20 protein-coding genes are annotated in these 25,104 nt (G+C 60.3%); 15 read left to right on the top strand and 5 right to left on the bottom strand.

Annotation, left to right across the window (positions count from 1 at the left end):
- Positions 1 to 8 precede the first annotated feature (8 nt).
- The 3 genes from KDW95_RS12180 to KDW95_RS12170 all read left to right on the top strand — a co-directional run bounded on the left by KDW95_RS12180 (position 9) and on the right by KDW95_RS12170 (position 7,203).
- A complete protein-coding gene (locus KDW95_RS12180) occupies positions 9 to 2,282 on the top strand; it encodes a hybrid sensor histidine kinase/response regulator (RefSeq protein WP_255852070.1) in 2,274 nt (757 codons plus the stop codon).
- A gap of 7 nt (positions 2,283 to 2,289) precedes the next feature.
- Positions 2,290 to 3,342, top strand: a complete 1,053-nt coding sequence (locus KDW95_RS12175; RefSeq protein WP_255852069.1) for a chemotaxis protein CheB — start codon at positions 2,290 to 2,292, stop codon at positions 3,340 to 3,342.
- Positions 3,343 to 3,423: 81 nt separating this feature from the next.
- Positions 3,424 to 7,203 (top strand): response regulator, encoded by a 3,780-nt coding sequence (locus KDW95_RS12170; RefSeq protein ID WP_255852068.1) that lies wholly within the window; start codon positions 3,424 to 3,426, stop codon positions 7,201 to 7,203.
- 75 nt (positions 7,204 to 7,278) lie between these two features.
- Here the strand turns inward: KDW95_RS12170 and KDW95_RS12165 are convergent, their stop codons facing one another.
- The 3 genes from KDW95_RS12165 to flgA form a co-directional block, all read right to left on the bottom strand.
- Positions 7,279 to 7,761 (bottom strand): flagella synthesis protein FlgN, encoded by a 483-nt coding sequence (locus KDW95_RS12165; RefSeq protein WP_255852067.1) that lies wholly within the window; start codon positions 7,759 to 7,761, stop codon positions 7,279 to 7,281.
- A gap of 8 nt (positions 7,762 to 7,769) precedes the next feature.
- A complete protein-coding gene (flgM, locus tag KDW95_RS12160) occupies positions 7,770 to 8,084 on the bottom strand; it encodes a flagellar biosynthesis anti-sigma factor FlgM (protein WP_255852066.1) in 315 nt (104 codons plus the stop codon).
- 271 nt (positions 8,085 to 8,355) lie between these two features.
- Entirely contained in the window at positions 8,356 to 9,057 is a 702-nt protein-coding gene (flgA, locus tag KDW95_RS12155; RefSeq protein ID WP_255852065.1) for a flagellar basal body P-ring formation chaperone FlgA, read from the bottom strand.
- A gap of 258 nt (positions 9,058 to 9,315) precedes the next feature.
- Between flgA and flgB the strand changes: the two genes are divergently transcribed.
- The 11 genes from flgB (at position 9,316) to flgL (ending at position 20,752) form a co-directional block, all read left to right on the top strand.
- Entirely contained in the window at positions 9,316 to 9,720 is a 405-nt protein-coding gene (flgB, locus tag KDW95_RS12150; RefSeq protein ID WP_255852064.1) for a flagellar basal body rod protein FlgB, read from the top strand.
- 3 nt (positions 9,721 to 9,723) lie between these two features.
- Complete coding sequence (flgC, locus tag KDW95_RS12145; protein WP_255852063.1) at positions 9,724 to 10,155, top strand: flagellar basal body rod protein FlgC; 432 nt, start codon at positions 9,724 to 9,726, stop codon at positions 10,153 to 10,155.
- 19 nt (positions 10,156 to 10,174) lie between these two features.
- Positions 10,175 to 10,843 (top strand): flagellar hook assembly protein FlgD, encoded by a 669-nt coding sequence (locus KDW95_RS12140; RefSeq protein WP_255852062.1) that lies wholly within the window; start codon positions 10,175 to 10,177, stop codon positions 10,841 to 10,843.
- A 64-nt stretch (positions 10,844 to 10,907) separates the two neighbouring features.
- Positions 10,908 to 12,791 carry a flagellar hook protein FlgE gene (locus KDW95_RS12135; protein WP_255852061.1) on the top strand — a complete coding sequence of 628 codons (1,884 nt, stop codon included), beginning with the start codon at positions 10,908 to 10,910 and terminating at the stop codon, positions 12,789 to 12,791.
- A 403-nt stretch (positions 12,792 to 13,194) separates the two neighbouring features.
- Entirely contained in the window at positions 13,195 to 13,938 is a 744-nt protein-coding gene (locus tag KDW95_RS12130) for a flagellar basal body rod protein FlgF (RefSeq protein ID WP_255852060.1), read from the top strand.
- Between the two features lie 23 nt (positions 13,939 to 13,961).
- Positions 13,962 to 14,747, top strand: coding sequence for a flagellar basal-body rod protein FlgG (gene flgG, locus KDW95_RS12125; RefSeq protein ID WP_255852059.1), 786 nt, complete (start codon positions 13,962 to 13,964; stop codon positions 14,745 to 14,747).
- A 17-nt stretch (positions 14,748 to 14,764) separates the two neighbouring features.
- The gene (gene flgH / locus KDW95_RS12120) at positions 14,765 to 15,484 is read left to right on the top strand and encodes a flagellar basal body L-ring protein FlgH (protein WP_370646626.1); all 720 of its coding nucleotides are present in this window, start codon (positions 14,765 to 14,767) and stop codon (positions 15,482 to 15,484) included.
- Between the two features lie 22 nt (positions 15,485 to 15,506).
- On the top strand, positions 15,507 to 16,610 hold the full coding sequence (locus KDW95_RS12115) for a flagellar basal body P-ring protein FlgI (protein WP_304941551.1): 1,104 nt from the start codon (positions 15,507 to 15,509) through the stop codon (positions 16,608 to 16,610).
- Between the two features lie 49 nt (positions 16,611 to 16,659).
- On the top strand, positions 16,660 to 17,721 hold the full coding sequence (flgJ, locus tag KDW95_RS12110; RefSeq protein WP_255852058.1) for a flagellar assembly peptidoglycan hydrolase FlgJ: 1,062 nt from the start codon (positions 16,660 to 16,662) through the stop codon (positions 17,719 to 17,721).
- A gap of 64 nt (positions 17,722 to 17,785) precedes the next feature.
- On the top strand, positions 17,786 to 19,480 hold the full coding sequence (gene flgK / locus KDW95_RS12105) for a flagellar hook-associated protein FlgK (protein ID WP_255852057.1): 1,695 nt from the start codon (positions 17,786 to 17,788) through the stop codon (positions 19,478 to 19,480).
- A gap of 21 nt (positions 19,481 to 19,501) precedes the next feature.
- Positions 19,502 to 20,752: a flagellar hook-associated protein FlgL gene (gene flgL, locus KDW95_RS12100; protein ID WP_255852056.1), complete on the top strand. Its 1,251-nt coding sequence runs from the start codon at positions 19,502 to 19,504 to the stop codon at positions 20,750 to 20,752.
- 290 nt (positions 20,753 to 21,042) lie between these two features.
- Here the strand turns inward: flgL and KDW95_RS12095 are convergent, their stop codons facing one another.
- Together KDW95_RS12095 and KDW95_RS12090 are read right to left on the bottom strand one after the other, a co-directional pair.
- The gene (locus KDW95_RS12095; RefSeq protein WP_255852055.1) at positions 21,043 to 21,573 is read right to left on the bottom strand and encodes an REP-associated tyrosine transposase; all 531 of its coding nucleotides are present in this window, start codon (positions 21,571 to 21,573) and stop codon (positions 21,043 to 21,045) included.
- A 568-nt stretch (positions 21,574 to 22,141) separates the two neighbouring features.
- Positions 22,142 to 22,462 (bottom strand): flagellar protein FliT, encoded by a 321-nt coding sequence (locus KDW95_RS12090; protein ID WP_255852054.1) that lies wholly within the window; start codon positions 22,460 to 22,462, stop codon positions 22,142 to 22,144.
- Between the two features lie 219 nt (positions 22,463 to 22,681).
- On the opposite strand from KDW95_RS12090, the gene KDW95_RS23505 reads away from it, so the two are divergent.
- Positions 22,682 to 25,063 (top strand): flagellin N-terminal helical domain-containing protein, encoded by a 2,382-nt coding sequence (locus KDW95_RS23505; RefSeq protein WP_304941550.1) that lies wholly within the window; start codon positions 22,682 to 22,684, stop codon positions 25,061 to 25,063.
- The last annotated feature ends 41 nt before the right edge of the window (positions 25,064 to 25,104 follow it).

The raw sequence follows: 25,104 nt of genomic DNA, 5'->3' as shown, positions 1-25,104 counted from the left end.
GGTTGCCAATGAGCCATCAGGAACTTATTCAGCGCTTGATGAAGACCTTTGTGCTTGAGCTGAGGGAGCATGTTGGCACGCTCAATGAAAACCTGCTGGCGCTCGAAAAGGCGACAACGGATGCTCAGGCGCAAACGCTGATCAACAGCCTGTTTCGTGCGGCGCACAGTCTTAAGGGGGCGGCGCGCTCGGTGGAACTGATTCCACTCGAAGCTCTCAGCCATCACATAGAAGAACTCTTCGTTGCACTGCGGAACGGCCAGCTGCGGCCGAGTCCGGCGCTAACGCAATTGCTGTTTTGCGCCGTCGATGCCATTGAACAGACCAGCGTGCCGCTGGAAGCGGGTGACTCACTGCCCGAAAACAGCTTTGTGGAACTCTGTGAAAGCCTGGCTCAGGCCCTGTCGGAGCCGGTGACTGCACAGGCGCCATGGGCGTCCCAGGCTGCTGATGCCGGCGCGCCTCAGGCAGCAGCGGAACAGCGGGCTTTGAGCCCGCCGGCCGCTTCTGCAGCACCCTCCGGGATTGCCGATTCGATACCAGCGGCCAAGGCGGCAACCGCGGCGGTGCCTGACACAGCCCCGCCAGAGCCGGACGCATCGGGGGCCGGCACCCGGGTTCAGGTCAGCGCAGCGCAGCTCGACCGGATACTGACACGCAGCAGCGAGTTTCGGATTGCCTGCCTGAGGTACGAGGAGCGGGCCAAGACGCTGGAGCCTCTGATCGCCGGCATGCGCGCCCACCTGCAGCTGGGCGCGACCTCTTCGGCGCAGCATCTGCGCAGTGCCGATGCCCTGGTGCAGCAGCTGGATGAGCTGGCGGTTGATTTCAGAGCGGATGCGCAGGGTATGCGGGCTGCCAGCCTGCCCCTTGATGCGGAGCTACAGCAGTTGCGCCTGGTGCCCTTCAGGCAGGTCTGTGAGGGCCTGCAGCGGGTCGTGCGTGACCTCGCGGTGCAATCAGGCAAGCAGGTCGAGCTGCTGACCGGGGGCGAAGAGCTGGAGATAGACCGCTCGCTGGTCAGTGTGCTGCGACAGGCGGTACTCCAGTTGGTGAGAAATGCCGTTTCTCACGGCCTGGAGACGGCGGACCGCCGGCGAGAAGCCGGCAAGCCCGCCCGGGGGCGGTTGCGGGTGCAGGCCAGGCTGGAGGGCACCGGGGTCATCGTCAGCGTCGAGGATGATGGCCAGGGGCTGGATTCGAGCGCTATCAGGGCGTCGGCGAGCCGGCTGGGCATTGCCATACCCGAGGATGAGCGCGCGCACGAGACGCTGGTGTTCATGCCAGGGATTTCATCGGTTGCGGCGGCGAATGCGGTGTCAGGGCGGGGCGTCGGGCTGGATGTGGTAAAAACGGCCATTGAGCGCGCCCGGGGCACGGTGACTGTGCAGTCGCAACGTCATCACTCTACCTGCTTTGTGCTGTCGGTGCCCTTGTCCCTGTCGACGTTGCAGGTACTGCTGATCAGGCTCGGTACGCATGCATACGCGCTGGAGATTACCCGTGTCGAGCAGATGCTGAAGGTGGCGATTGCGGACCTGGTGTCGATCCGGGGGCAGCAACGGGTGCTTGTGGGTTCAGCGTCGCTGCCGGTGCTGGATCTAAAGACCCTGCTGGGCATTGGGCAGCAGGATCTGCGCACGGAGAATGACAGCCTTCATCTGGTCATCGTGCGCAGTGGCGGGGCAGATACGCCGCTGGCGCTGGCGGTTGACGACGTACTGGGGATTGAGGATATTTTGCTAAAACCCCTGGGGCCCCGCCTGGCAAAAGTTCCCTACGTGCATGGGGTTACGCTGGATCGCCACGGCTGTCCGGTGCCTGTGCTGAATCTTCGGGAGCTGATCGGCGACTACCTGGGTGGCAGCATTCAAAACCCTGCCGGGCTTACGATCGGCATTTCTGCAGCGCAGAAAAAGCACCGCTTGCTGGTGGTGGATGATTCAGCCACTACGCGGCTGCTTGAAGAGAACATATTGCGGGACGCCGGCTTCGAGGTGCTGTCGGCGGTTGACGGGGCCCAGGCCTGGCAAATGCTGAATCAGCATAGCGTCGATCTGGTCGTCAGTGATGTACAGATGCCCGGCATGGACGGTATTGAACTGACAACCGCAATCCGGGCATCCATTCAGCACCAGGAGCTTGCGGTTATACTGCTGACAGCTCGGGATTCCGAGGAAGACCGTCTCAACGGAATGAACGCGGGAGCTGATGCCTATCTGGTGAAAAGCGCGTTCGAACTCGATGCGTTGATCCAGACGATACAGCGATTGCTGATGTGAGGACGTCATGATTCAGGTACTGATTGCCGATACCTCAGCCAGCATCCGACAAAGACTCTACGATATTGTCGAGTCACAGCCGGATATGTGTGTGGTGGCGCAGGCCTCCAATGGCGGTGATGCAGTGCTGTTGACGGCAAGGCTCAGGCCGCATCTGGTGCTCGTCGGTACGGCACTTGGCCCGCGGGGCGGATATCAGACAACCCGGGATATCATGATGGACTGTCCAACCCCGGTGATCATGATGTCCGACAATGAAGATCTGCCCTTGTCTGACGTGACAGTCAGGGTGTTGCAGGCAGGTGCCATGGCACTGAGCCTGTACCCCGGGCCCGACAGCAGCCTCTTCAATGCCGCCATGAAGAACAGCTTTATCGAGGCGGTGAGACTCTATGCCCAGGTCAAGCCGCTGCGCCAGCACCGGCGCCTGGCCGGGGCCATGTCCAGAGCAGACTTCGTTGCTGCCAGACGGCACTACCGGTTGATTGCCATCGCGGCATCCACGGGAGGGCCAGGGGCCCTGGCCCAGCTGCTGGCCGTGCTACCGGCAGACTACCCGCTGCCCATTCTGGTGGTACAGCACATCACCACGGGCTTTACCGAGGGGCTCGTCCACTGGCTGAACAGCGTCACGCCCCTGTCGGTGAAGATGGCAGCGGAGGGCGAGCCGCTGAAAGGCGGCACGGTCTACCTGTCCGGTTCCAGTCATCATCTGGAGGTGGCGCTGAACCAGAGGCTCAGGCTGGCAGCGACAGCACCCGAAGGTGGCTTTCGGCCCTCTGCCAACAGGCTGTTTTGCAGTGTTGCCCAGGCCTATGGCGAGCGGGTACTGGCGGTCATTCTGACAGGCATGGGGTCTGATGGCCTGGAGGGGCTGACAGAGGTCAGGCGCTATGGCGGCCATATACTGGCACAGAATGAGGCATCTTCAGTTGTTTTTGGCATGCCCAAGGCGGCAATCGATGCGGGGTTGGCGGACAGGGTGCTGGGGCTCAAGGAAATTGCAGATTCTCTGCGTGCACTGGCAGAGCCGGTGACTGTGTGCGATGACCAGAAGTAAGATAGAGCGGGTGAGTAACCGCGGCGACTCAGTCAGGTTAAGCGACTTGAATGCTAATAGGGAAATAACATGAGTGCTGCCATGAGCAAGGTCCTCGTTGTAGAGGACAGCCAGACTCAGGCTGAAAAGCTGCGCCTGATTCTTGAAATGAGCGGGTTTGATGCGCAGGTCGCCAATACGGGCGACGAAGCGCTGATCCTGTTGCAGAACGCGCCCTTCGACCTGATCGTTTCCGATGTCGTGATGCCGGGAATTTCCGGTTACGAACTCTGCAGAATCGTGCGACAGACGCCAGGTATCAGAAGCATCCCTTTCCTGCTGCTGACCGCACGCAAGGACCCGGTCGATATTATCAGTGGGCTTGAATGCAGCGTCGATGCCTTCCTGACCAAGCCTTACGATATGGATCAGCTTCTTGCGCGCATTAACGCCCTGCTCAATAATCGGAGCGTCGTGGAGGATAGCCGCTTCAGCATGGGGGCGGACCTGGAACTGTTCGGCAAACGGGTAAAAATATCAGCGTCCAAAGAGCAGATTTTTAATCTGCTGATTTCCACCTTCGAGGATATTCACGCCACCAACCTCGAATTGCAGAAAAGCCGTGAAAACCTGACCAAGGCCAAGGAAAAGCTGGAGGCCTATACCCGTACCGTGCAGGACCGGCTGGCGGTGTCGCAGCAAGACCTCCATACGCGCAACCAGGCGATAGAGTCCCTGAGTTCAGGGATGGTTATTATCGATGTCAGTACGCAGGAATTTACCGTTTCGGATGCCAATTCCGCGCTGTTCAAAATGACAGGATATGACGAGGCCATTATCGGGCAGCCCTTCAACCTGTTTCCCGGTGAGCAGACGGATCGACGGGTGCTCAACAGCATTTTCGATGCCCTTTCGAACGCGGAGCCTGTTGTCGAAACACTGCGCTGTTACCGGCACGACGGTACCTCCTTCTGGAACCATGTAACGCTGCGGCCCATTTTGAACAACCAGGGGCCTGTGCATCACTATGTCGGCATATTGCGTGACGTTACCGCCGAAAAGCAATTTGAGCTGGCCATGCAGGCGGTGTCCACCGAACTGACCATGCTGGAGGGCGATGAGTTCTATCAGCAGGCGACGCTGCGTCTCGCGGATATCCTGGGTACGGATTTCGCCCTGATTTGCCGTTTTGGTCCCGCTGAACCGGCGGATACCGCAACCACAGTGGCCTGGGTCGAAAGCGGTCGAGTTGTTGCCGATGCTCGCGCCGTGACGCCGGGAGCGCCCTGGTCTGAGTTGGCGCAGGGGCGCACCTGCCTGTTTGAGAGTGGCGTCCGGTCCCGCTACCCCGTGGACGCCATGTTCAGGGAAAAGTCGGTCGAGGCCTTTGCCGGCGAGCCGGTCAGGGATCCCAGTGGACGGGTTCTGGCCATGATTGCGGTCATGGATACCCTGGCGCTGCCACAGACGGCGGCAGTCGCGCAGGTCTTGAAGATATTTGCACTGGCCGTGGCCGCCGCCATGACCCGGGAGCGCAACCGCCGGCAATATCAGGGATTGTTCGAGTTTGCCCCCGATGCCATGGTAATGACCGACAAGGACGGCGTGATCCGCCTGGTCAACCGCCAGGCAGAACAGCTGTTTGGATGGTCCCGGGGGGAGCTCACCGGCCAGAACCTGAACGTACTGATGCCCATGCATATCCGTGACGGGCATCCGGTCTTGCAGGTTGGTGCCCAAGGGGCTGAAACCTCTGGCAGTCTCGGCAGCGAAGCGGCGCTGTTGCATGGGTTGCGTCGGGATGGCTCGCAGTTTCCCGCCGAAATCAGCCTCAGCCCGATGGATACCGAGGACGGCCTCATGTTGGCCGCCGTGGTGCGAGACATCACGGACCGGCTGCGCCAGGAAGAAGACCGTACCGCACGAGAGGCTGCAGACCAGGCTAACCAGGCCAAGTCGACCTTTCTGGCCGCCATGAGCCATGAGATTCGCACCCCCATGAACGGGGTCATTGGCAGTGTGGATCTGCTGGCCCGTTCCAGTCTGAAACCCCACCAGGTGGAGCTGGCCGAGACAATCAGGGAGTCGGCTTTCAGTCTGCTGGCGATTATTGACGACGTACTCGACTTTTCCAAGATCGAGGCCGGCAAGCTGGAGCTGGACAGCGAGCCCGTGTCAGTGCCACGGGTGGTCGGCTCCGTCTGCAATGCGCTCAAGCCGGTATCGCAGGGCAAGGGCGTACGGCTGGTGCAGTATACCGACCCCGCCTTGCCGGCGCGGATTCTGAGCGATAGCATCCGGCTGCGCCAGATACTGAACAACCTGGTTTCCAATGCTATCAAGTTTTCCGGTGGCCAGGGGCGGCGGGGCCGTGTCTCTGTGCGTGCGGAGCTTGCGGGAGACGCCACCGTACAGCTGACGGTGCGCGACAATGGCATTGGCATATCGGCCGAGGTTCAGGCAAAACTCTTTACCCCCTTTGTGCAGGCGGAATCGTCCACCACGCGGCGCTTTGGCGGTACCGGACTGGGGCTGGCAATCTGCCAGCACCTGGTGAGGATGCTGGACGGACAGATTACTGTTGAGAGTGCGCCCGGGAAAGGCTCCACGTTCAGGGTCACCCTGCCATTCGTTCAGGATACCCGGGAGTTTGTGCGGCCACCCGAGCCCGGGCTGGTCGGCTTGCACTGCATGCTGATGACGGCCGACAGGCCGCTGGCCCGGGACTGGTGTACCTATCTTGAACACGCAGGCGCCGTCGCCGAGATTCTGAGTGAGGAAGCGTCCGCCGCGCAGAAGCAGCTGTCCGAGGCGCAGCCAGAGGCGACAGTGCTGGTGTTTGAGGGGTCCTATGAGTCCGCCCTGCAGTGGCGCAAGGGGCTGGCGCTGCAGCGGTTTGCCATGCTGGTCGTCGTCGACAGTGGTGGTCCGTCAAACGCACAGCAACAGGAAGCGGGTACTTTTAGCATCGACATTCATGCATTGAGCCGCATCGGTTTTTTGCAGGCGGTTGCCGTCGCCGCCGGCCGCTCCAAACCCGAACGGGACGAGGACGGGCCCGGACTCCTGAGCCAGGCTTTCCTGCCGCCGGACCGCAAGCAGGCGATTGCCCAGGGCCGGCTGATCCTCGTCGCCGAGGACAACGAGGTCAATCAGAAGGTGATTCGGCGCCAGTTGGCACTGCTCGGACTTGCCGCCGATCTGGTGGAGAATGGGCGTGATGCGATGACAGCCTGGCAGGGGGGCGGTTATGCGCTGTTGCTGACGGACCTGCATATGCCGCTGATGGACGGATACGAGCTGTCCAGGGCCATACGCTCCCAGGAAAGCAGTGAACCCGCGATGCCGATTATTGCCTTGACCGCCAACGCGCTGAAAGGGGAGGCCGATCGGTGCCGGGAAGCGGGGATGAACGATTACCTGTCCAAGCCGACGACTCTGGACAAGCTCAGCGCCGTACTGAAACAATGGCTGCCACAAATGGCTGACACCACGATAGAAAAGCCGAAACCCGATTCGATTGCGGGTGACGAGGATTCGGCGCTTTCGGTGCTGGATCTCGATATCCTGGTGGGGCTGGTGGGGAACGACCCGTCGTTGATCGAGGAGTTTGTGCGGGATTATCGCCACTCGGCAGAGCAGGCATGCTCGCAGCTGAAATTGTCCGTGGCCTCCCGGGATCATCAGGCAATAGTTGCCATCGCCCATCGATTAAAGTCTTCTTCCCGGGCCATTGGTGCCCTGGCGCTGGGGAGTTGCTGCGAGCGGCTGGAACAGGTTGGAAAGGCCGGCGGTAACGCAGATGACATGGATGCACTGTTTGCGGAGTTCAGGCAGGCACTGGCCGCGGTGGTCGATGTAATCGAGCATGCCGAGTGTTAGCAGGTCATCTGCAGTAGCCAGTCAGGCCCGGGTGAGCGCAGGCCTGCGGGTCACGCGGTGGGAGGGTTGCAGCTTTCAGGCTTTGCCGAGCCGGGTCTGGGCCGAGAGTTGCCCCTTGCCGCCGCTGGCATTGTAGAGAGTATGACGCTGGTTCTGGCCGCGCAGCAGGGCCAGCAACTGGTCGTTGTTGCGACTGCTGCGCCGCAGGACCTGCTCGTTGCGAAGGTTCAGGCGCTGGATCTGTTCCAGCGCTTGCTGCAACTCCTGCCACAGCGCTTCGCTGGCCGGCTTCAGTTCGGCTGGCAGTGCATCAAGCCACTGCACAATACCGTCCCGGGTCGCACTGTAACCCAGTTGCGTCAGCAGCTGTTCGCGCTGGGCGTTGAGCTCCGCCAGTTGCTCGAGCAGCAGTCGCTTGCCTGCGGTGGATTGCTGCAGATCGTCCAGGCTGTGGTTCGACAGCGCGGCGAACTCGATATCGAGTTGCGCCTGCAGGTCGGTCAAAACGACAACACCCTGACGGGTCAGGGTGTTAAAGGCATCGCTGTGCGGGGGCAAAAGGGGTGTCAATCCAGTGTGCTCTCAAAGTCGACCATGCGCTGTGCCAGGCGCTCGTAGTCAATTTCGTAGGTGCCCGACTCGATGGCATTGCGCAGTGCCTGCACGCGGCTTTCGTTTACCTCGGGGGTGTCCGCCAGTACCTTGTCGGCACCCTGCAGGGCCTGGGCCGCTTCGCTCAGTCGAACCTCGGCAGCGCCACCGGCTTTGGGCACGGCGGCATCGGGAGACTGGGTCTGGTTACCTGCCCGGCTGTTGTCGGTTGGGCCACGGGTACCGTTGGCCTGGCTTTTAGGCGGCAGCCCCGTGAAATCAATAGCCATCCTGCTGATCCTCAATTTCGCTTCTGATGAGGTATATCGGATGTATCCGGCAAAACTTTAGCGTTTTTTCCGCGGCGGCTTGCGGCCGCCTTTTTCAGGCGCCAGAACCCTGGTCGATCATGGCCAGTATATCCCAGTCCTGCAGTGGGGTCATGGGCCGGCATTAGCTTCAAGGAGCCGTGATTGGTGATTCGTGAATAGTGATGCGTAATTGGCGCCGGCGGACACCATCTTTCAGCTTTCAGCTTTCAGCTTTCAGCTTTCAGCTGCTTTACCGCCCCAGGGGACGCACAAGTCCACGCGCAATCACCCGCGCCTTGATCTCCTGCCCCGAGCGGTCATTGCGTACCCGGATCTGCGCGCCTTCCAGGCCGTCTTCCAGCGCCGTGCCCTGGGTACGCAGGTGCAGCCCGCCGCTGCGTATCTCGATGATAACGCTGTCGCCGCGCTCAATCAGGGTACTTTGCGTCAGCATGCCGGCATTGAGGATGCTGGCGTTGGGCAGGTGGCGACTGGCGCTGCGGCCGATCACATCCTCGGGCGCCTGGAAATAGCCGCGGGTCTCGTCGCTGATATCCAGCAGGCGACTCTCGATATCATCGTTGCCGAGGGTTTCGCCGCGGCTCACGGGCCGGCGGGTAACGATGACCGGATACAGGATGCCCACCCTGGCGGTGACAAAGAGTGCCCAGTGCTGCGGCGAATCGCAGGATACCCGGGTGGTGATGCGGCTGCCGCTGCCGCGGGGCGCTTCAACAACCAAAGGCGTCGCGCAGTCGGGCAGGCGCAGGCGCGTGCTGACCGGGTTGATGGTCACCTCGATCCGGGCTTCGGGATTCTGCTGCTGATAGAGCGAGGCCAGGTAATTCCGGGCGCTGGTCTCGACGTCGGCGGCCAGGGTGTCGGCCTGGGTCAGTGCCGGGAGCAGCAGGGTGGCGCTCAAGCTGAGGGTACAAAGCAAAAGACGCGTCACGGGGCCTTCCTGAATGAATGGGCAAAGCGGTCGCCGCAACCAGGTGCTGCAGGCCTGCCGATGATCTCAGGTCTGTCAGGCACTGTAAACCGCAGCGCCCAGACTCGGATTGCCGCTTTGCCGCCCGCTGGCAAAGGGCGGTAAAAGCTTGCCGCCCGGGTCCGGCGCGGGCGTACGCAGAGGCCGCGGCGACGGGGTATTGCGGTATTGGCATGTGGATTGCTTTATTGATTGGCAGTCATGAAAAGAGGCAAGCGGATGACCATCAGCTTTGACAGCGCACTGGGGATTCACGAGTCGGCAACACTGTTGCGGGCCCGTCGGGCGGAAGTTCTGTCCAACAATATCGCCAATGCCGATACGCCGGGATTCAAGGCGCGGGACCTGGACTTCGCCAGCATGCTCAAGGGGGCTCAGGCGCCTGCCAGCGGTCTTGAGATGCAAAGCACCCAGGCCGGGCACCAGCAGCTCATGTCAGATCCGTCCTCGCTCGCGGCGGACATGATGTTCCGCATCCCGACCCAGCCGAGCGTGGATGGCAATACCGTCGAGGTGCAGGAAGAAATGGCGCGCTACACCGAAAACGCCCTTGATTACCAGGCGTCCTTCGATTTTCTGAACCGCAAGTTCAAGGGCCTGAGCAAGGCCATTACCGGAGAGTAAGCGATGTCGTTATCCAATGTATTCAGTATCGCGGGCTCTGCCATGAATGCCCAGAGCGTGCGCCTGAACACCACCGCCAGTAACCTGGCCAATGCCGAGAGTATCAGTTCCAGTACCGGTGAAACCTACCGTGCGCGCAAGCCGGTGTTCGAGGTACGGACACAGCAGGATGCCCAGGTGTTTGCAGCCCCGGGGCTTGAAGCGGGTGTTGGCGTGCACGTGGCCGAGGTGGTGGAAAGCGATGCGCCGCTGCGCCAGGAGTACAGCCCCAACCATCCGATGGCCGATGAAAACGGCTTCATCTATTACCCCAACGTGAATGTGGTGGAGGAGATGGCCGACATGATTTCGGCATCGCGCTCCTTCCAGGTCAACGCGGACATCATGAACACAGCCAAGCAGATGCTACAGCGTACTCTGCAGCTGGGGCAGTAGGCCCGGGAGGTAACCGCTCATGAGTACCATCGACAGTAACAGCAATATCTTCAACCAGATCAATCAGACCAATCAGAGCAACAGCACGACAACCAGCGCCGACGAGTCCGACAGCGAAATGTTCATGAAGCTGATGATTGCCCAGCTGCAGAACCAGGATCCGACCAGTCCGGCGGATACTTCGGACTTCATGCAGCAGATCGCCAGCATGAGCACGGTCGAGAGTATCGCCAACCTGAGCACCTCGGTGGATCAGCTGGGCCAGTCCCTGATGAGCAGCCAGGCGGCGCTGCAGGCGTCCTCGATGGTGGGGCAGCAGGCCTATCTCAAGACGGACCTGGCCAGCCTGGCCGAGGGCGGCGAGGTTGAGGGACTGGTGTCGCTCGACAGCAGTGCCTCGAACGTCTGGGTTGCGATCTACGACCGCAACGGCGTGCTGGTGGATACCCAGCAGATGGGACCGCAGAGTGCGGGGGATCACAGCTTTGTCTGGAGTGGCACCGAGAATACCCCTGCTGGCCAGTACCGCGTTGTGGCCCAGGCCCAGGTGAATGGTGAGGTCGTGACCCAGGATCTGTACATGGCGCACCGGATCAACAGTGTGACGCTGGGTCAGAATGGCATCGGCATGAAAGTAAACACGGATGTCGGCTCCGCCGGAATCAACGATATCAAGCAACTCGGATAGGTGTCGCCGGGGCTGAGCCGAATCTGACTTAGCGCGGCCGGCAAGCACCACACAGGAGAGCAGCATGGCAGGTTTTAATACGGCAATTACCGGGCTCAAGTCGGCATCCACCGATCTGGATGTCACCGGCAACAACATTGCGAACTCCAGCACGGTGGGCTTCAAGGGCTCGCGCACCGAGTTTGCCGATATCTATGCCACCGCCGTGGTGGGGGCGGGCTCCAGCAATACGGCCGGGTCCGGCGTGACGGTGTCCGATATTGCCCAGGATTTCAGTGCCGGCACTATCGAATTTACCAACAACAACCTGGACCTGGCGATCAACGGTTCGGGCTTTTTCCAGCTCGACAATGGCCAGGGCAGTGTGACCTACACCCGCGCCGGAGCCTTCGAGCTCGACAAGGACGGCAATATCGTCTCCAAGGACGGCAAGAACCTGCAGGGCTACGGTATCGATGACCAGGGCAACCTGCTGCCGGTGGGCAACCTGGCCGTAACCCAGAAGGAGAGCCCGCCAAACGCCACCAATAGCATCGACCTGTCCGTCAATATTGACTCGCGCGCCGATGCCACCAAGTTGCTAACGCCCTACAGCAAGGATGAGCCCTCGTCCTTTACCTACAGCACCACGGTCCGCACCTTCGACAGCCTGGGCAACGAGCACACCATCAAGCTGAACATGGTGGAGCAGCCGCCGGTGCGTGAGGTGCAGACGCTGGAGTTCGATGCCCTGCCCAACTCGGTCACAATCTCCGGTTATACATTTGATCCCAGTGACGGCATTTCCGCCGCCGAATCGGACGCGCTGATCGCGGCGGACCCGCGCATTGCCGGTATCAGCGTCAGCGGCACCAACCTGGTGGTACGCATGAATGCCTCGGCGACCGACATCAAGGAACTGCAGGTCGTGAATAACGACGGCGGCGTGAACTTTACCGGTATCAGCTCGGCGCAGCTGGCTGCCAACGAGGCTCACACCTATGCTCTGGCGGCAGGCCCTCTGGCGGCGGATAGCGTGGTGGAAATTGGCGGTGTCGAGATCGCGCTGGACAGCGGCATGACCCAGGACCAGATGGGTGCGGCCCTGGCATCGCGCCAGGGGGCCATCAAGGAGATTAATCCGGATGTGGAGTCGGTTATCTACGACGCCAACAATGGCGAGCTGATCGTCACCTTCAAGGCGGCCTCCGGTGATATTGCCGATGGTCTGCTGGCGGTCAGTGACCCGGATGGCGTCATGGGCGCGCCCACGGTAACCCCGGGTGACAACTCTTTCCAGGGCGTGTACCAAATGTACGCCTACCTGAACGGCGAAGAATTGCTGGATATCGGCAAGGTAGTGGACCCCGGTGATGCGGGCTTTGCCTCCCAGCAAACCGAGGTCGGGCCGGTACTCATTACCTTCGACCCCACCAGTGGTCTGTTGAACAGTATTAACGGCCAGCAGTTCCTGGCCGGCGGCAGCGTGCCGGGGATCACCATTGCCGGTGCTGACCCCGCCAATGCCGAGACGGAAATTCGACTGGACCTGAGCAACACCACCCAGTTTGCCTCGACCTCGATCGTGAAAACCCAGTCCCAGGACGGCTACACCAAGGGTGACCTGGTGGGGGTGAGCTTTGGCGGCAACGGTGAAATGATTGCGTCCTTCAGCAACGGTCAGAACCAGCAGCTGGGCGTGGTGGCCATCGCGACCTTCGAGAACCAGGCGGGCCTGCGCTCCAGCGGCGGCACGGAATGGACCGCTACCCTGGATTCCGGTGCTGCCATTGTCAACCCGCCGGGTGCGGGTCTGAGCGGCAGCCTGCGCTCGGCGGCACTGGAGCAGTCCAACGTCGATCTATCGGCCGAACTGGTCAACCTGATCGAAGCCCAGCGCAACTTCCAGGCCAACTCCAAGACCCTTGAAACCCTCAACACGGTAACCCAGACCATTCTGCAGATCTGATCGGTTTGGACCCGTTAAAAGCGGCGCAGAGGATAACCTCTGTGCCGCTTTTTTATGTCTGGCTGCAGCATCCAGCGCTGGTTATTCGTCATTGGTAATTGGTGATTCGTAAGGCGCAAGGAGCAAGGAGCAAGGAGCAAGGAGCAAGGTGCAAGGTGCAAGGCAAAAGGTACAAGCCATAAGCCGTAAGCTGGAAGCCTTGAGCCGAAGCGCGTCCTGAGGTCGTTTTACCAATTACCAATTACCAATTACCAATTACCAATCACCAATCACCAATCCCTTTCCCCTTGCCCCTTTCCCCTTGCTCCTTGCTCCTTGCTCCTTGCTCCTTCATGGCACAGCAATTGCTTTATAACCGTAAAGGTCGCGAAAGCGGCAACGGTTTTCCCAGCAGGAGCGGTCGATGGACAAAATGCTGTATGTGGCAATGAGCGGAGCCCGCGAGAGCATGGTGGCGCAGCAGGCCCACGCCAATAACCTGGCCAATGCCACCACGACCGGTTTCAAGACAGATCTGGCCCAGGCCCGCGCCATGCAGGTGTTTGGCGAAGGCCTGCCGAGCCGGGTCTACGCCATGACCGAGCGTCCGGCCACGGATACCGGCACCGGCACCCTGATGCAGACCGGGCGGGACCTGGATGTCGCCATTAACGGCGAGGGCTGGATCGCGGTGGTGGCGCCCGATGGCTCCGAAGCCTATACCCGTGCCGGTGAGCTGCAGATCAATGCCGCCAACCAGCTGGTGACAGGCAGCGGATTGCCGGTGCTGGGTGCCGGTGGCATTGCCGTTGTGATTCCGCCTTCGGAAAAGGTCGATATCGGCAACGACGGCACCATAAGCGCCAGGCCCCTGGGTGAAGGGGCGGCCGAGCTGCTGCTGGTGGATCGCATCAAGCTGGTTAAGCCCGATGACGGCACCCTGTTCAAGGGGCTGGACGGCCTGATGCATACCGCCGGCAACGCGCCCTTGCCGCCCGCGCTGGATGTGAGCCTGCGCTCGGGCTACCTGGAGTCGAGCAACGTCAACGCGGTGAACGAGCTGACCGAGATCATCGGCCTGGCCCGGCAGTTCGAAATGCAGGTGAAACTGATGAAAACCGCTGAAGAAAATTCCAGCGCTGCTGCCCGCATCCTGCAGCTCAGCTGATCGAACCCTGAGGAAAACACGTTATGAACGGAGCTTTGTTTGTCGCCAAAACGGGCCTCAGTGCGCAGGACACCTCGCTCAAGGTCATTTCCAACAACCTGGCCAACGTCGCCACCGTGGGCTTCAAGAAAGACCGTGCGGTGTTCGAGGACCTGCTGTACCAGATCAAGCGCCAGCCCGGTGCCCAGTCGGCCCAGGAGTCCCAGTTGCCGTCGGGTCTGCAGCTGGGCAGCGGCGTGCGCACGGTCGGCACCCAGAAGCTGTTTTCCACCGGTGACCTGCAGGTGACCGACGAGCCCTTCGATGTGGCCATCAATGGCCGCGGCTTCCTGCAGGTGGTGCAGCCCAACGGTGAAATTGCCTATACCCGCAATGGTCAGTTGCACCTCAATGGCGACAACCAGCTGGTGACCGCCGAAGGCTTCCAGATTGAACCGGCCATTACCCTGCCCGACGAGGTGCAGACTTTCAGCGTGGGGCTCGATGGCACCGTGCAGGTGACGGTGGCGGGCGATCCGAACCCGCAGCAGATCGGCCAGCTGGAACTGGCGGACTTCGTCAATCCCCAGGGCCTGCAGGCCATCGGCCAGAACCTGTTCCTGGAAACAGCGGCCAGCGGCGCGCCCGTGGTGGCGACGCCGGGAGACAGTGGTACCGGCCTGTTGCAGCAGGGCATGCTGGAGGGTTCCAACGTCAACGCGGTGGAAGAGCTGGTCAACATGATCACCACCCAGCGGGCCTACGAACTCAATTCCAAGGTCATTTCCACCGCCGACGAAATGCTGTCCTTTGTAACGCAGCAGCTGTAACCGGTTGGGGAGGCAAGGTGAGCGATGCAGTCGATGAGGTGCAGGCAATGACAGACGTTATGATGATGGCACGCAGGCTTGTGTTGGCGGCATTGGTGCTGCTGCTCGGCGGCTGCGTCACCAAGGTGCCGAAGCCGGACAATCCGTATTTCGCGCCCATCCCGCCGCAGTCCTACGAGACGGTGCCGCCGGCCAACGGCTCTATCTATCAGGCGGCCACCAGCGTGAACCTCTACGGCGATGGCCGGGCACTGCGCGTCGGCGATGTGATCACGGTGTTGCTGTCGGAAAGCACGCAATCATCCAAGTCGGCCTCGACCGATGTCGACAAGAGCAACCAGATCAACCTGCCGCAGCCGGAACTGTTTGGCCGTGGCCTCAGCGCCTTTGGCAGCCCGCTCAGCCTGTCGGCCCAGAGTGACAGTGCCTTTGCCAGCGAGGGCACATCGGACATGAGTAACAGCCTGAGCGGCAGCATTACGGTAACGGTGCACGAGGTACGCCCCAATGGCCTGTTGCTGGTGAAGGGCGAGAAGTGGCTGACGCTGAACCAGGGCGATGAGTACATTCGTGTCAGCGGCATGGTACGGGCGCGGGATGTCTCGGCCGACAATACCGTATCGTCCACCAAGCTGGCCGATGCGCGCATTGCTTACAGCGGTACAGGCGCCGTGCATGATTCCAACGTCATGGGCTGGCTGGGAAAATTCTTTATCAGCCCGTTCTGGCTGTTTTAGCGGCTTTAGGGGAGTGCAGCGAATGTTCAAACGCATGATGAGTCAGGGCTTTGCCGGCGTGCTGCTGTGTCTGCTGGTGGCATCGGCCCAGGCGGAGCGGCTGAAGGATATCGCTTCGGTACAGGGCGTACGCAGCAACCAGCTGGTGGGCTACGGCCTGGTGGTGGGGCTTGATGGCACCGGCGACAAGACCAGCTTTACCTCCCAGACCTTTCGCAACATGCTGACCAACTTCGGCGTGATCCTGCCGGCCAATCAGAACCCCTCGTCGAAGAACATTGCCGCGGTGGCGATTCACGCCGAGCTGCCGGCCTTTGCCAAGCCCGGCCAGACCATCGATATTACGGTGTCCGCCATCGGCGATGCCAAGAGCCTGCGCGGCGGCAGCCTGCTGATGTCACCGCTCAAGGGCGCGGACGGCAACGTCTACGCCATCGCCCAGGGTAACCTGGTGGTGTCCGGTTTTGGCGCCGAAGGGCGGGATGGTTCGCGCCTGTCGGTGAACGTGCCCAGTGTTGGCCGCATCCCCAATGGCGCCTCGGTTGAGCGTGCCGTGCCCAGCGCCTTCGCCCAGAGCGACAGCATGATACTGAATCTGCACAACGGCGATTTCACCACCGCCCGGCGCGTGGCGGAACAGATCAATGGTCTGCTGGGCCCGGACATGGCCACGGCGATGGATTCCACCTCCATCCAGGTGCGTGCGCCGCGGGACCCGTCACAGCGGGTGTCCTATATGTCAGTACTGGAGAACCTGGAGGTGCAGCCCGCCCAGGAAGTCGCCAAGGTCATTATCAATTCCCGTACCGGCACCATCATTATCGGCCAGAACGTGCGTATTTCGCCGGTGGCGATCACCCACGGCGGCATGACGGTATCCATTACCGAGGCCTTTGATGTCAATCAGCCCGACGCCCTCAGCGGGGGTGCGACCGTGGTGACACCGCGCACCGGCATCGAGGTGGACGAGGAGTCGGGCCACATGTTCGAGTTCACGCCCGGCACCTCGTTGCAGGATATCGTGGCGGCGGTGAACCAGGTGGGCGCGGCGCCGGGGGACCTGATGGCGATTCTCGAAGCGCTGAAGCAGGCCGGTGCCCTGCGGGCCGAGCTGGTGGTGATATGACTGGTTATGGCGAGCGGCGTACTTTGCCAGCAAGCAAGGGGAGGGCCTGATGGAGCGCAGTAACGGCCTTGGCAGCAAGGCGCAGGTTTATACCGATCTCACCCAGCTGACGCAGCTCAAGCGCGATGCCAAAAATGACGGTCCCGAAGCGCTGGCCCAGGTGGCCAAGCAGTTCGAGCAGATGTTCATGAGCATGATGCTCAAGAGCATGCGCGAGGCCAACGCATCCCTGGCCGAAGACAGCCCGTTCAACAGCGGCGATGTGAAGTTCTACCAGGACATGCTTGATCAGCAGATGACGCTGGAGCTCTCCACCGGCAAGGGCATGGGCCTGGCCGAGGTGCTGGTCAAGCAACTGGGTCAGCAGCTGAATATGCCGGATACCGAGCGTGACAAGGCGGACCTGCGCCCGCTGGATGAGTCCGAACGCATGCTCAAGCGCGCCCTGGGTGGCGGCAGCGAGCTGGCGGCACTGTTGCAGCGCCAGGGTGCCAGGGAGGCGGAGGCTTCGGAGCTGCCCCCCCATGTCAGCTCTCCTGGCCCGGTTGAGGGCCCGTCTGCCGTAGCTGCGTCCGAGGCGGCGCCAGGCGGTGCAGCGGACGCCGGTGCCGAGCCCGTGGCTTTTGATAGCCCGGCTGATTTCGTCGCGACCCTGTTGCCGCTGGCACAACGGATGGCGCCGCAAATCGGTGTTGATCCCAAGGTGCTGGTGGCCCAGGCGGCACTGGAAACCGGCTGGGGCCGGCACATCACCCAGGACAGCAGCGGGCGCAACAGCCGCAACCTGTTCAATATCAAGGCTGACAGCAGCTGGCAGGGGGAGCGGGTGGGCGTCAGTACGCTGGAATACCGGGGCGGTGTGGCGGTGCGCGAAGCCGCGGCGTTTCGTGCCTACGGCTCGTTCGAGCAGAGTTTTGAGGACTATGTCGGCTTCCTGCAGCAGAACCCCCGTTACCGCCAGGCGCTGGAGCAGGCCGCCGACCCCAGGGCCTACCTGCAGGAGCTGCAGGCCGCCGGCTACGCTACGGATCCGGCCTATGCCCAGAAAATAAACCGTATCTTCGACAGTGAACTGCTGTTGCAGGCGCGAGCAGATTCAGCTCAAGAATAACCGCGGCTGGCCGCTAAGAATCTAGGTCGGCGCGTCCTGTCTGGCGCCGCGAGGGAGAGAGTCAATGTCCAGTTTCAACCTGTTGAGCCTCGGTACCCAGGCGTTGCAGAGCAATACTAGCGCGCTGTCGGTGGTCGGGCAGAATATTGCCAACGTCAACACGCCGGGCTACTCGATGCAGCGGGCGGATCTCGCCTCGCGGGACAACCTGGGCGGCGTCGAAGTGCGCGATGTGCAGCGCATGGCCAATGATTTCCTGACCGGCCAGATCATGTCCGATACCTCGGCCTACAACAGTGCCCTGGCCTTTGAACAGCTGGCCAACCAGCTCGACAACCTGCTGGCCTCCGATGTTTCCAGTGTGTCCAAGGCCATGGATGACTATTTTGGCGCCCTGCAGGGAGCGGTGGATGATCCGAGCAACCTGGCCAACCGCGAGCTATTTCTGGCCCAGGCCGATGCCCTGGTGCGCCGCTTCCAGGACCTGGATGCCAGCCTTGTGCGCCAGGGCGATACCATCAACGGCCAGATCGAAAACTCTGTCGCCCAGATCAACAGTATCGGCCAGAACCTGGCCAAGATTAACGACCAGGTGCGTCTGGCCACAGCCTCCGGTGCCTCGACCAACGAGATGCTGGATGAGCGCGACCGGCTGATGGAATCCCTGGCAGGCTATATCGGTTTCTCCACCGTGCCCGAGCCCAATGGCGAGGTGAGTATTTTCATCGGCAACGGCGAGCCCCTGGTGGTGGGCATCAGTGCCAGCCGGCTCCTGACGGTACAGGACAGCACGGATGCCAGTCAGCGCAATATCGCGCTGCAGGTCGGCAGCAGTCGCAGTGATGTCACGGCTCAGCTCAGTGGCGGCCAGGTGGGTGGCCTGCTGGATTACCGCGCCGATGTGCTGTACCAGACACAGGATGAAATGGGGCGTCTGGCCATGGTGTTCGCCGACAGTATGAATCAGCAGCAGGCCCAGGGGCTGGACCTGGACGGCAATGCCGGCCTGCGTCTGTTTGCCGATATCAACGCCAGCCAGGTGACAACCGACCGGGTGCTGGCGAGCAGCCACAACGCGACGAGCACAACGTCCAGGGTCAACATTGTCGATACCGGTACACTCAAGGCGTCAGCCTACGAACTGGTGTTCAATACCGACAGCAGCTTTACCGTCACGCGCCTGAGCGATGGCGTGCGCTGGAACAGCAATCAGCTCACGAGCGAAATCGCTGACACGGACGTGGATGCCAACCAGGAATTTTACTTCGATGCCGCCAGCGGCAGCCTGACGCTGCAGGTCGACGGCTTTCGCATGGAGCTGGACTCCAGCGGGCGCTTTCTCAAGGGTGACAAGTTTGAAATCCAGCCTACCCGCAGTGGCGCTTCGGAGTTTGCGCTGGAACTGAACAGCGGGCGCGGGCTGGCGCTGGCGGACAGTGCCGGCGGCGTATCCAATAACCGCAATGCCCTGGCCATGGCCGAGCTGCAGTTTGCCAAGCTGGTGGATGGCAGCGCCTACCAGGACCAGTACGGTCGCCAGCTCGAGCGCGTCGGCAGCGTTACCGCCACCGCCCAGATCACCACCCAGTCCAGCAAAGCGGTACTGGATGCCAACCTGCAAACCAAATCCAGCCTTACCGGCGTTAACCTCGATGAGGAAGCGGCCAGGCTGGTGCAGTATCAGCAGGCCTACCAGGCGTCGGCGCGACTGATAGCGGCCTCCCAGACGATTTTTGACTCACTGCTGGCCGCCATCTAGGCCTGTTAGGAGCGATATGGAATGCGAATCTCAACCCAGCAAGTTTTTCTTAACAACGTCGACAACCTGAGCCGGGCCAACAGCGAACTGATCAGGACCCAGGAACAAATCGCCACCGGCAAGCGCGTGCTGCAGCCCTCGGACGATCCACTGGCTGCCAGCCAGATAATCAAGCTGGAGCAGGAAATCGCCCGCACCGACCAGTTCCAGACCAGTATCGATACGGCGGACCGACGCCTCAGTTTGGAAGAAAGCACCCTGGACGGGATGTTCAACAGCATCGTGCGGCTGCGGGAAATTACCATCCAGGCGGGCAGCCCGGTGCTGAACGCGCAGAACCGCACGGCCCTGGCCGCCGAAGTGGACGGCATCATCAACCAGATGCAGGGGCTGATGAATACCAAGGATGTACAGGGTGAATACCTGTTCTCCGGTTTCCAGGGTGACCAGCAGGCCTACAGCTTTGACGATGCGACCCAGCGCTACCTGTTTAACGGCGATGCCGAGCAGCGCTTTGTCCAGATAGGCCCGGATAACCGTATCGCCTCCACTGATTCGGGCGCCCAGCTGTTCGAAACGGTGGCGGTGCCGACCCTGGGTAGTAATTCATCAGGTGCCATTGCAAGCCTGGCAGTTGCTGACCTGGATGCTTTCCAGCCGGCCAGCAGCAGCGGCGCGTCGCCATTTACCATCAGTATTGACGATACTGGCCTGCTGACGGTGGCGTCTGCCGATGGCACGGATGTATTTTCGCAGGATGTGCCTGCGGTGAACCTGACGACAACGGGGGTTACCGTGGCCACTGATGACCTGGTGAGCTTTAACGGTGTGGACCTGACGGTCGGAAACCTGCCAGCGCCGGGCAGCGGCAATACCTTCACGGCCGAAGTTGGCAGCCCGCTTGAGCGGGATAATATTCTGAATTTTGCGCTGGACTTGAGCAATGGCCTGAAAGAATCCGATACCAGTACCGAGGCTGGAAAGCAGCAGTTCAATGCTCTGCTGGCGCGTACTCTCGACGCTCTGCAGGCTGCAGAGGATGTCAATATCCGTGCTACCACTACCATTGGTGCGCGCATGAATGCACTGGAGCAGCAACAGCTGGTGAACGACGACTACAAGCTCTATACCCAGGAAACGCTGTCGTCATTCCAGGACCTGGACTACAACGAGGCCATCAGCCGCTTGACATTGCAGCAGACCACGCTGGAAGCCGCCTACGCCAGTTTCAGCAAGATAAGCGGTATGAGCCTGTTCGATTACATCCGGTAACTTACTGTCCTTGCGGCAGCGGCGCCGGGTGGCACCCCGTAGGGTGCTGATGAGCGCAGCGAATCGCACCGTTTACCGGATCGCACCGTTCACGCATGTGCATACATTATCCGCGGCGGTTTCGGTGAAATTCGCGGGTGTGGTGCTTTCACATATAGACAAGCGCAGGCTCATTGCCACCGCGTCGAATGGCCGTGCGCCGTAGGGTGCTGATGAGCGCAGCGAATCGCACCGTTTACCAAGCCGCACCTGTTACCAAGCCGCACCTCAATGTCACTCCATTCTTACCTTTAGTCGTCATAGGACAGCCGGCGAGCCTGGCCATCATCGGCCCAGTCTTCGTCATAGAGTCCCTCGGCGACACAGCGGTGGAAGGTCGAGTACGGCCAGGCCGATACGCGCTCAACCAGACCATGCTTGAGCGGGTTGATGTGGATATAGTCCAGATGCGCCCGATAGTCCTGCTCACTGCGGATTGCATGTTCCCGGTACCGGCGTTGCCAGATGCCGCGTTCGCCGCGCCGGGACTGGCTGCGCGAGCGTCGTTCGAATGGCGGGATACTGCGGCTGAAGCGGCTTTTGATCAGAGACCAGCGGATTGCATAGTCGCAATCCCCGATCGGCAATTCGATCAGGCAGTGCAGGTGGTCCGGCAGAACCACCCAGCCATGAATAACGAACGGGTGTCGGTTCCGTACATGTCGCACGGCCTCGCGCAGGTTATCGATGTATCGGACCAGCAGGTCATTGTGGCGGCGTTGCAGGTTGACGGTAAAAAAGTAGCAGCCACCGGGGTGCCAGGCCCGTCGGTAATTGGACATCCGTGTCCTCCTGTTCTCGGCATTTTCCGTAATGCTTCGTAGGGTGCTGATGAGCGCAGCGAATCGCACCTTTACCGCAGCGAATCAGCGAGACCTCTGCGGTTGCTCCGGGCAGCGGTGCTTTCGAATGGTGCTTTCACATAATAAAAGGCGCAGGCTCATTCCACCCTACGGGTAAAGCACCGCAGTGCAATAATCCGCCATCCCCCGGGATGCGCGGCAGTGCACCGTAGGGTGCTGATGAGCGCAGCGAATCGCACCGTTTACCGCAGCGAATCAGCGAGACCTCTGCGGTTGCTCCGGGCAGCGGCGCTTTCGAACGAATGGTGGAATTCGCAGGCTCATTCCACCCTACGGGAAAAGCACCGCAGTGCAATAATCCGCCATCCCCCGGGATGCGCGGCAGTGCACCGTAGGGTGCTGATAAGCGCAGCGAATCGCACCTTTACCGCAGCGAACGTGGCGTTTACCCGCTACCGCGGCGGTTGCACCCGGCAGTAGCGCTTTCGAATGGTGCTTTCACATAATAAAAGGCGCCGGCTCACTCCACCCTACGGGTATCGTGCCTTTACCCCATGTTGCCGTAGGCTTTTTGCGCGCGCTGGCCTTTTTTGAGCTTGTGGTGCTCATCGAGCAGGGTCTTTTTGCGGGACTGCAGGAGGGCCTGGGTGTCGTCCTCAAGGCTGCGCACCTGTTGCAGAATCTCGGCAAGCTCGGTGGCTTCGGTCACGGACAGCTTGCTCCCAAGCGAGTGGTCCAGCTGCTCGATAAGCGTCGCGCGCGTGTGCTGGAGCGGCGCCAGGTTCTCGAAGTCTTCGCTGCGTGCCCGCGCAAGGAGTGCGTCGGTGGCCTTGAGCAGCTGCTCGGCAATCTCTCTGGATGGGTTCATCGCGGGTCCCTGGAAAAAATCCTCATGTTCAGTTTGAACCTGCCGTTAATAGAAGGCAACGCGATGTTGACGGCGGCCCGGGTCAAAAAAGACTAAAGCTATCCGGGGTATCGCCGATAGCTAAACGCAGAAGGGCTGGAGACGCGATTCCCCGGATCGGCCTTAAGAACACAACAGCCTGTCAGACTGGGCTGCCAGTAAAACTGAGGAGCAACACTCATGGCAATGGTAATCAATTCCAACATCATGTCGCTGAATGCTCAGCGCAACCTGACGGCGTCGCAGAACGACCTGAACACCTCGATGGAACGCCTGAGCAGCGGCAAGCGCATCAACTCGGCGGCCGACGATGCCGCGGGTCTTGCCATCTCCAGCCGCCTGACCTCGGAAGTGCGTGGCCTGAACCAGGCGGTGCGTAACGCCAACGACGGTATCTCCCTGATCCAGACCGCCGAGGGTGCGCTGGACGAGTCCACCAATATCCTGCAGCGCATGCGTGAGCTGTCCATCCAGTCCTCCAGCGGCACCTACTCCGAGGGTAACCGCGCCACCCTGAATGCCGAGGTGCAGCAGCTGGTACAGGAGCTGGATCGCATTGCCTCGACCACCTCTTTCAACGGTCAGAATATTCTGGATGGTTCACTGGGATCGGTCAAACTACAGGTCGGCGCCCAGGCGAACCAGACCATTGAAATGAGCATCCAGGCGATGGATTCTTCGACTCTGGGCTTGGGATCTCAGTCTGCTGACCTCTCCGGTGCCGTGATGACCGCTATTGATATTCAGGACGGTGACGTGTTGATTAACGGTTCAGCACTGGATGCCCATGATTCGACTACAAAGAATATTGACGACTTGCTGAGTAATATCAATTCTAATGTTGAGGGCGTTACTGCAACCGCTTTTAACGTTATGGAGGCGGGGGCAAACGCGACCGGCGTGCTGACTGCCGGTGACTCCTTCACGATTACCGTGGGATCGACCAATGGTTCGGATGCGGTAGTTTATCAAGTTGGTTCTGGTACCGCTGCTGATGGTATTACTTCTTCCAATCTGGACGAAATGGTCGACCTTATCAACAGCACGACTGGTGGTGCGGTAACCGCCAGTATCAATGCCGACAATGGGCGCTTGGTGCTGTCCAACACCACCGGTGGTACAATCACGATCGATGATGTGGATAATACACCCGTTGGGAATGCCACAGGTTTCACGGACACTGACTCGCAGCTAGGCAGTATTGCTATGTCGTCCGATGATGGTTCTGCAATTACTGTTACTACTGGTGCGAATGGTACGGATGCAGATCTCGAATCATTGGGCTTCCGCCGTGTGGAAGGGCAGGGTGTAGTCATTGGTGAGGAATTATCACCATCAGGGGAGCAGGATACCGTCTTGGCGGTTAATGACCTTAAGATTAATGGTGTTTCGATATCCGCAGTGGCTGCAGATGGGGGAACAGTTAATACTTTGGCTGAGAAAGTTGCGAACATAAACGCGGTTAGTGATGATACAGGTGTCACAGCAGCAACTGTTGCACAGAGCTCTTTTGCGGTTAATTTGGCAAAGGTTCAGCATACGGTGACGGCAACTGCGGCTCCCGACATGACAGCTATTGCGTCTATTGCTGCTGATGCAGATTTGAAATTAAATGGTGTTGAGTTGACTGGTATCGCTGCGTTGACAGCTAGTAGTACAGTAGAGGCACTAGCAGCAGTGATAAATGGTGAAACGGCAAATACGGGTGTTACAGCATCGGTGGATAACAGCGGTTATCTGACCCTTTCGTCTGACACTGCCTTCACCTTTACTGGAGCCAACAACGGTGACTCAGGAGATCTGGGTACAGGTATGCCAGCATTGGATGCAACAACCGGTGCTACAACGCTAGGCGCTGATGATGGTTCTATAAAAATTAATGGGTATGAGGTTGCAAATATAGATCTAGATGACATTGATGCGGCGATTGCGGATATTAATGGAGCTAGTGGTAATACTGGAGTCACGGCCTCAATTGATGACAACGGGCAATTGCAGCTTTCTGGGAATTCTGCCATTACAATTGAGATGGGTCAGGAAAACGGAGCGGCGACAGCAGCGCGGCTGGGGATTACATTCGCCAGTGACTCGAATTCCGATGGTGCTAATGACTCTGTTACATTAAACGCACGAATCAAACTCGATTCAGCAAATGACAAGCCTATCAGCATTGATGTTACTGCAAACGGTGCCACTGCAACCGGGCTTAGTGATATGAATACCGACCTGAGCGGCACGGTTAATGGCACGGCGCTGTCCAGCATCGACATTTCTACAGTTGCCGGCGCCCAGAAAGCCATTGGCGCAATCGACAATGCCCTGGATACCATCAACTCAAGCCGCGGTGACCTCGGTGCGATCAGCAACCGGCTGGATTTCACCATCAACAACCTGTCGAATATCTCGGAAAACGCCTCGGCGGCCCGTTCGCGGATCGAGGATGCCGACTTTGCAGCGGAATCTGCGGCACTGTCCCGTGCCCAGGTACTGCAGCAGGCCGGTACTGCGATGCTGGCCCAGGCCAATGCCGCGCCCCAGCAGGTGCTGTCGCTGCTGCAGTAAGCGCTGAACCGAGCCTGATTTGATCCAGATAAAAGGCTGTC

This window comes from Marinobacterium rhizophilum (assembly GCF_024397915.1).
Taxonomy (GTDB): Bacteria; Pseudomonadota; Gammaproteobacteria; order Pseudomonadales; family Balneatricaceae; genus Marinobacterium_A; species Marinobacterium_A rhizophilum_A.
This window is presented reverse-complemented; position numbering and strand designations above follow the sequence as displayed.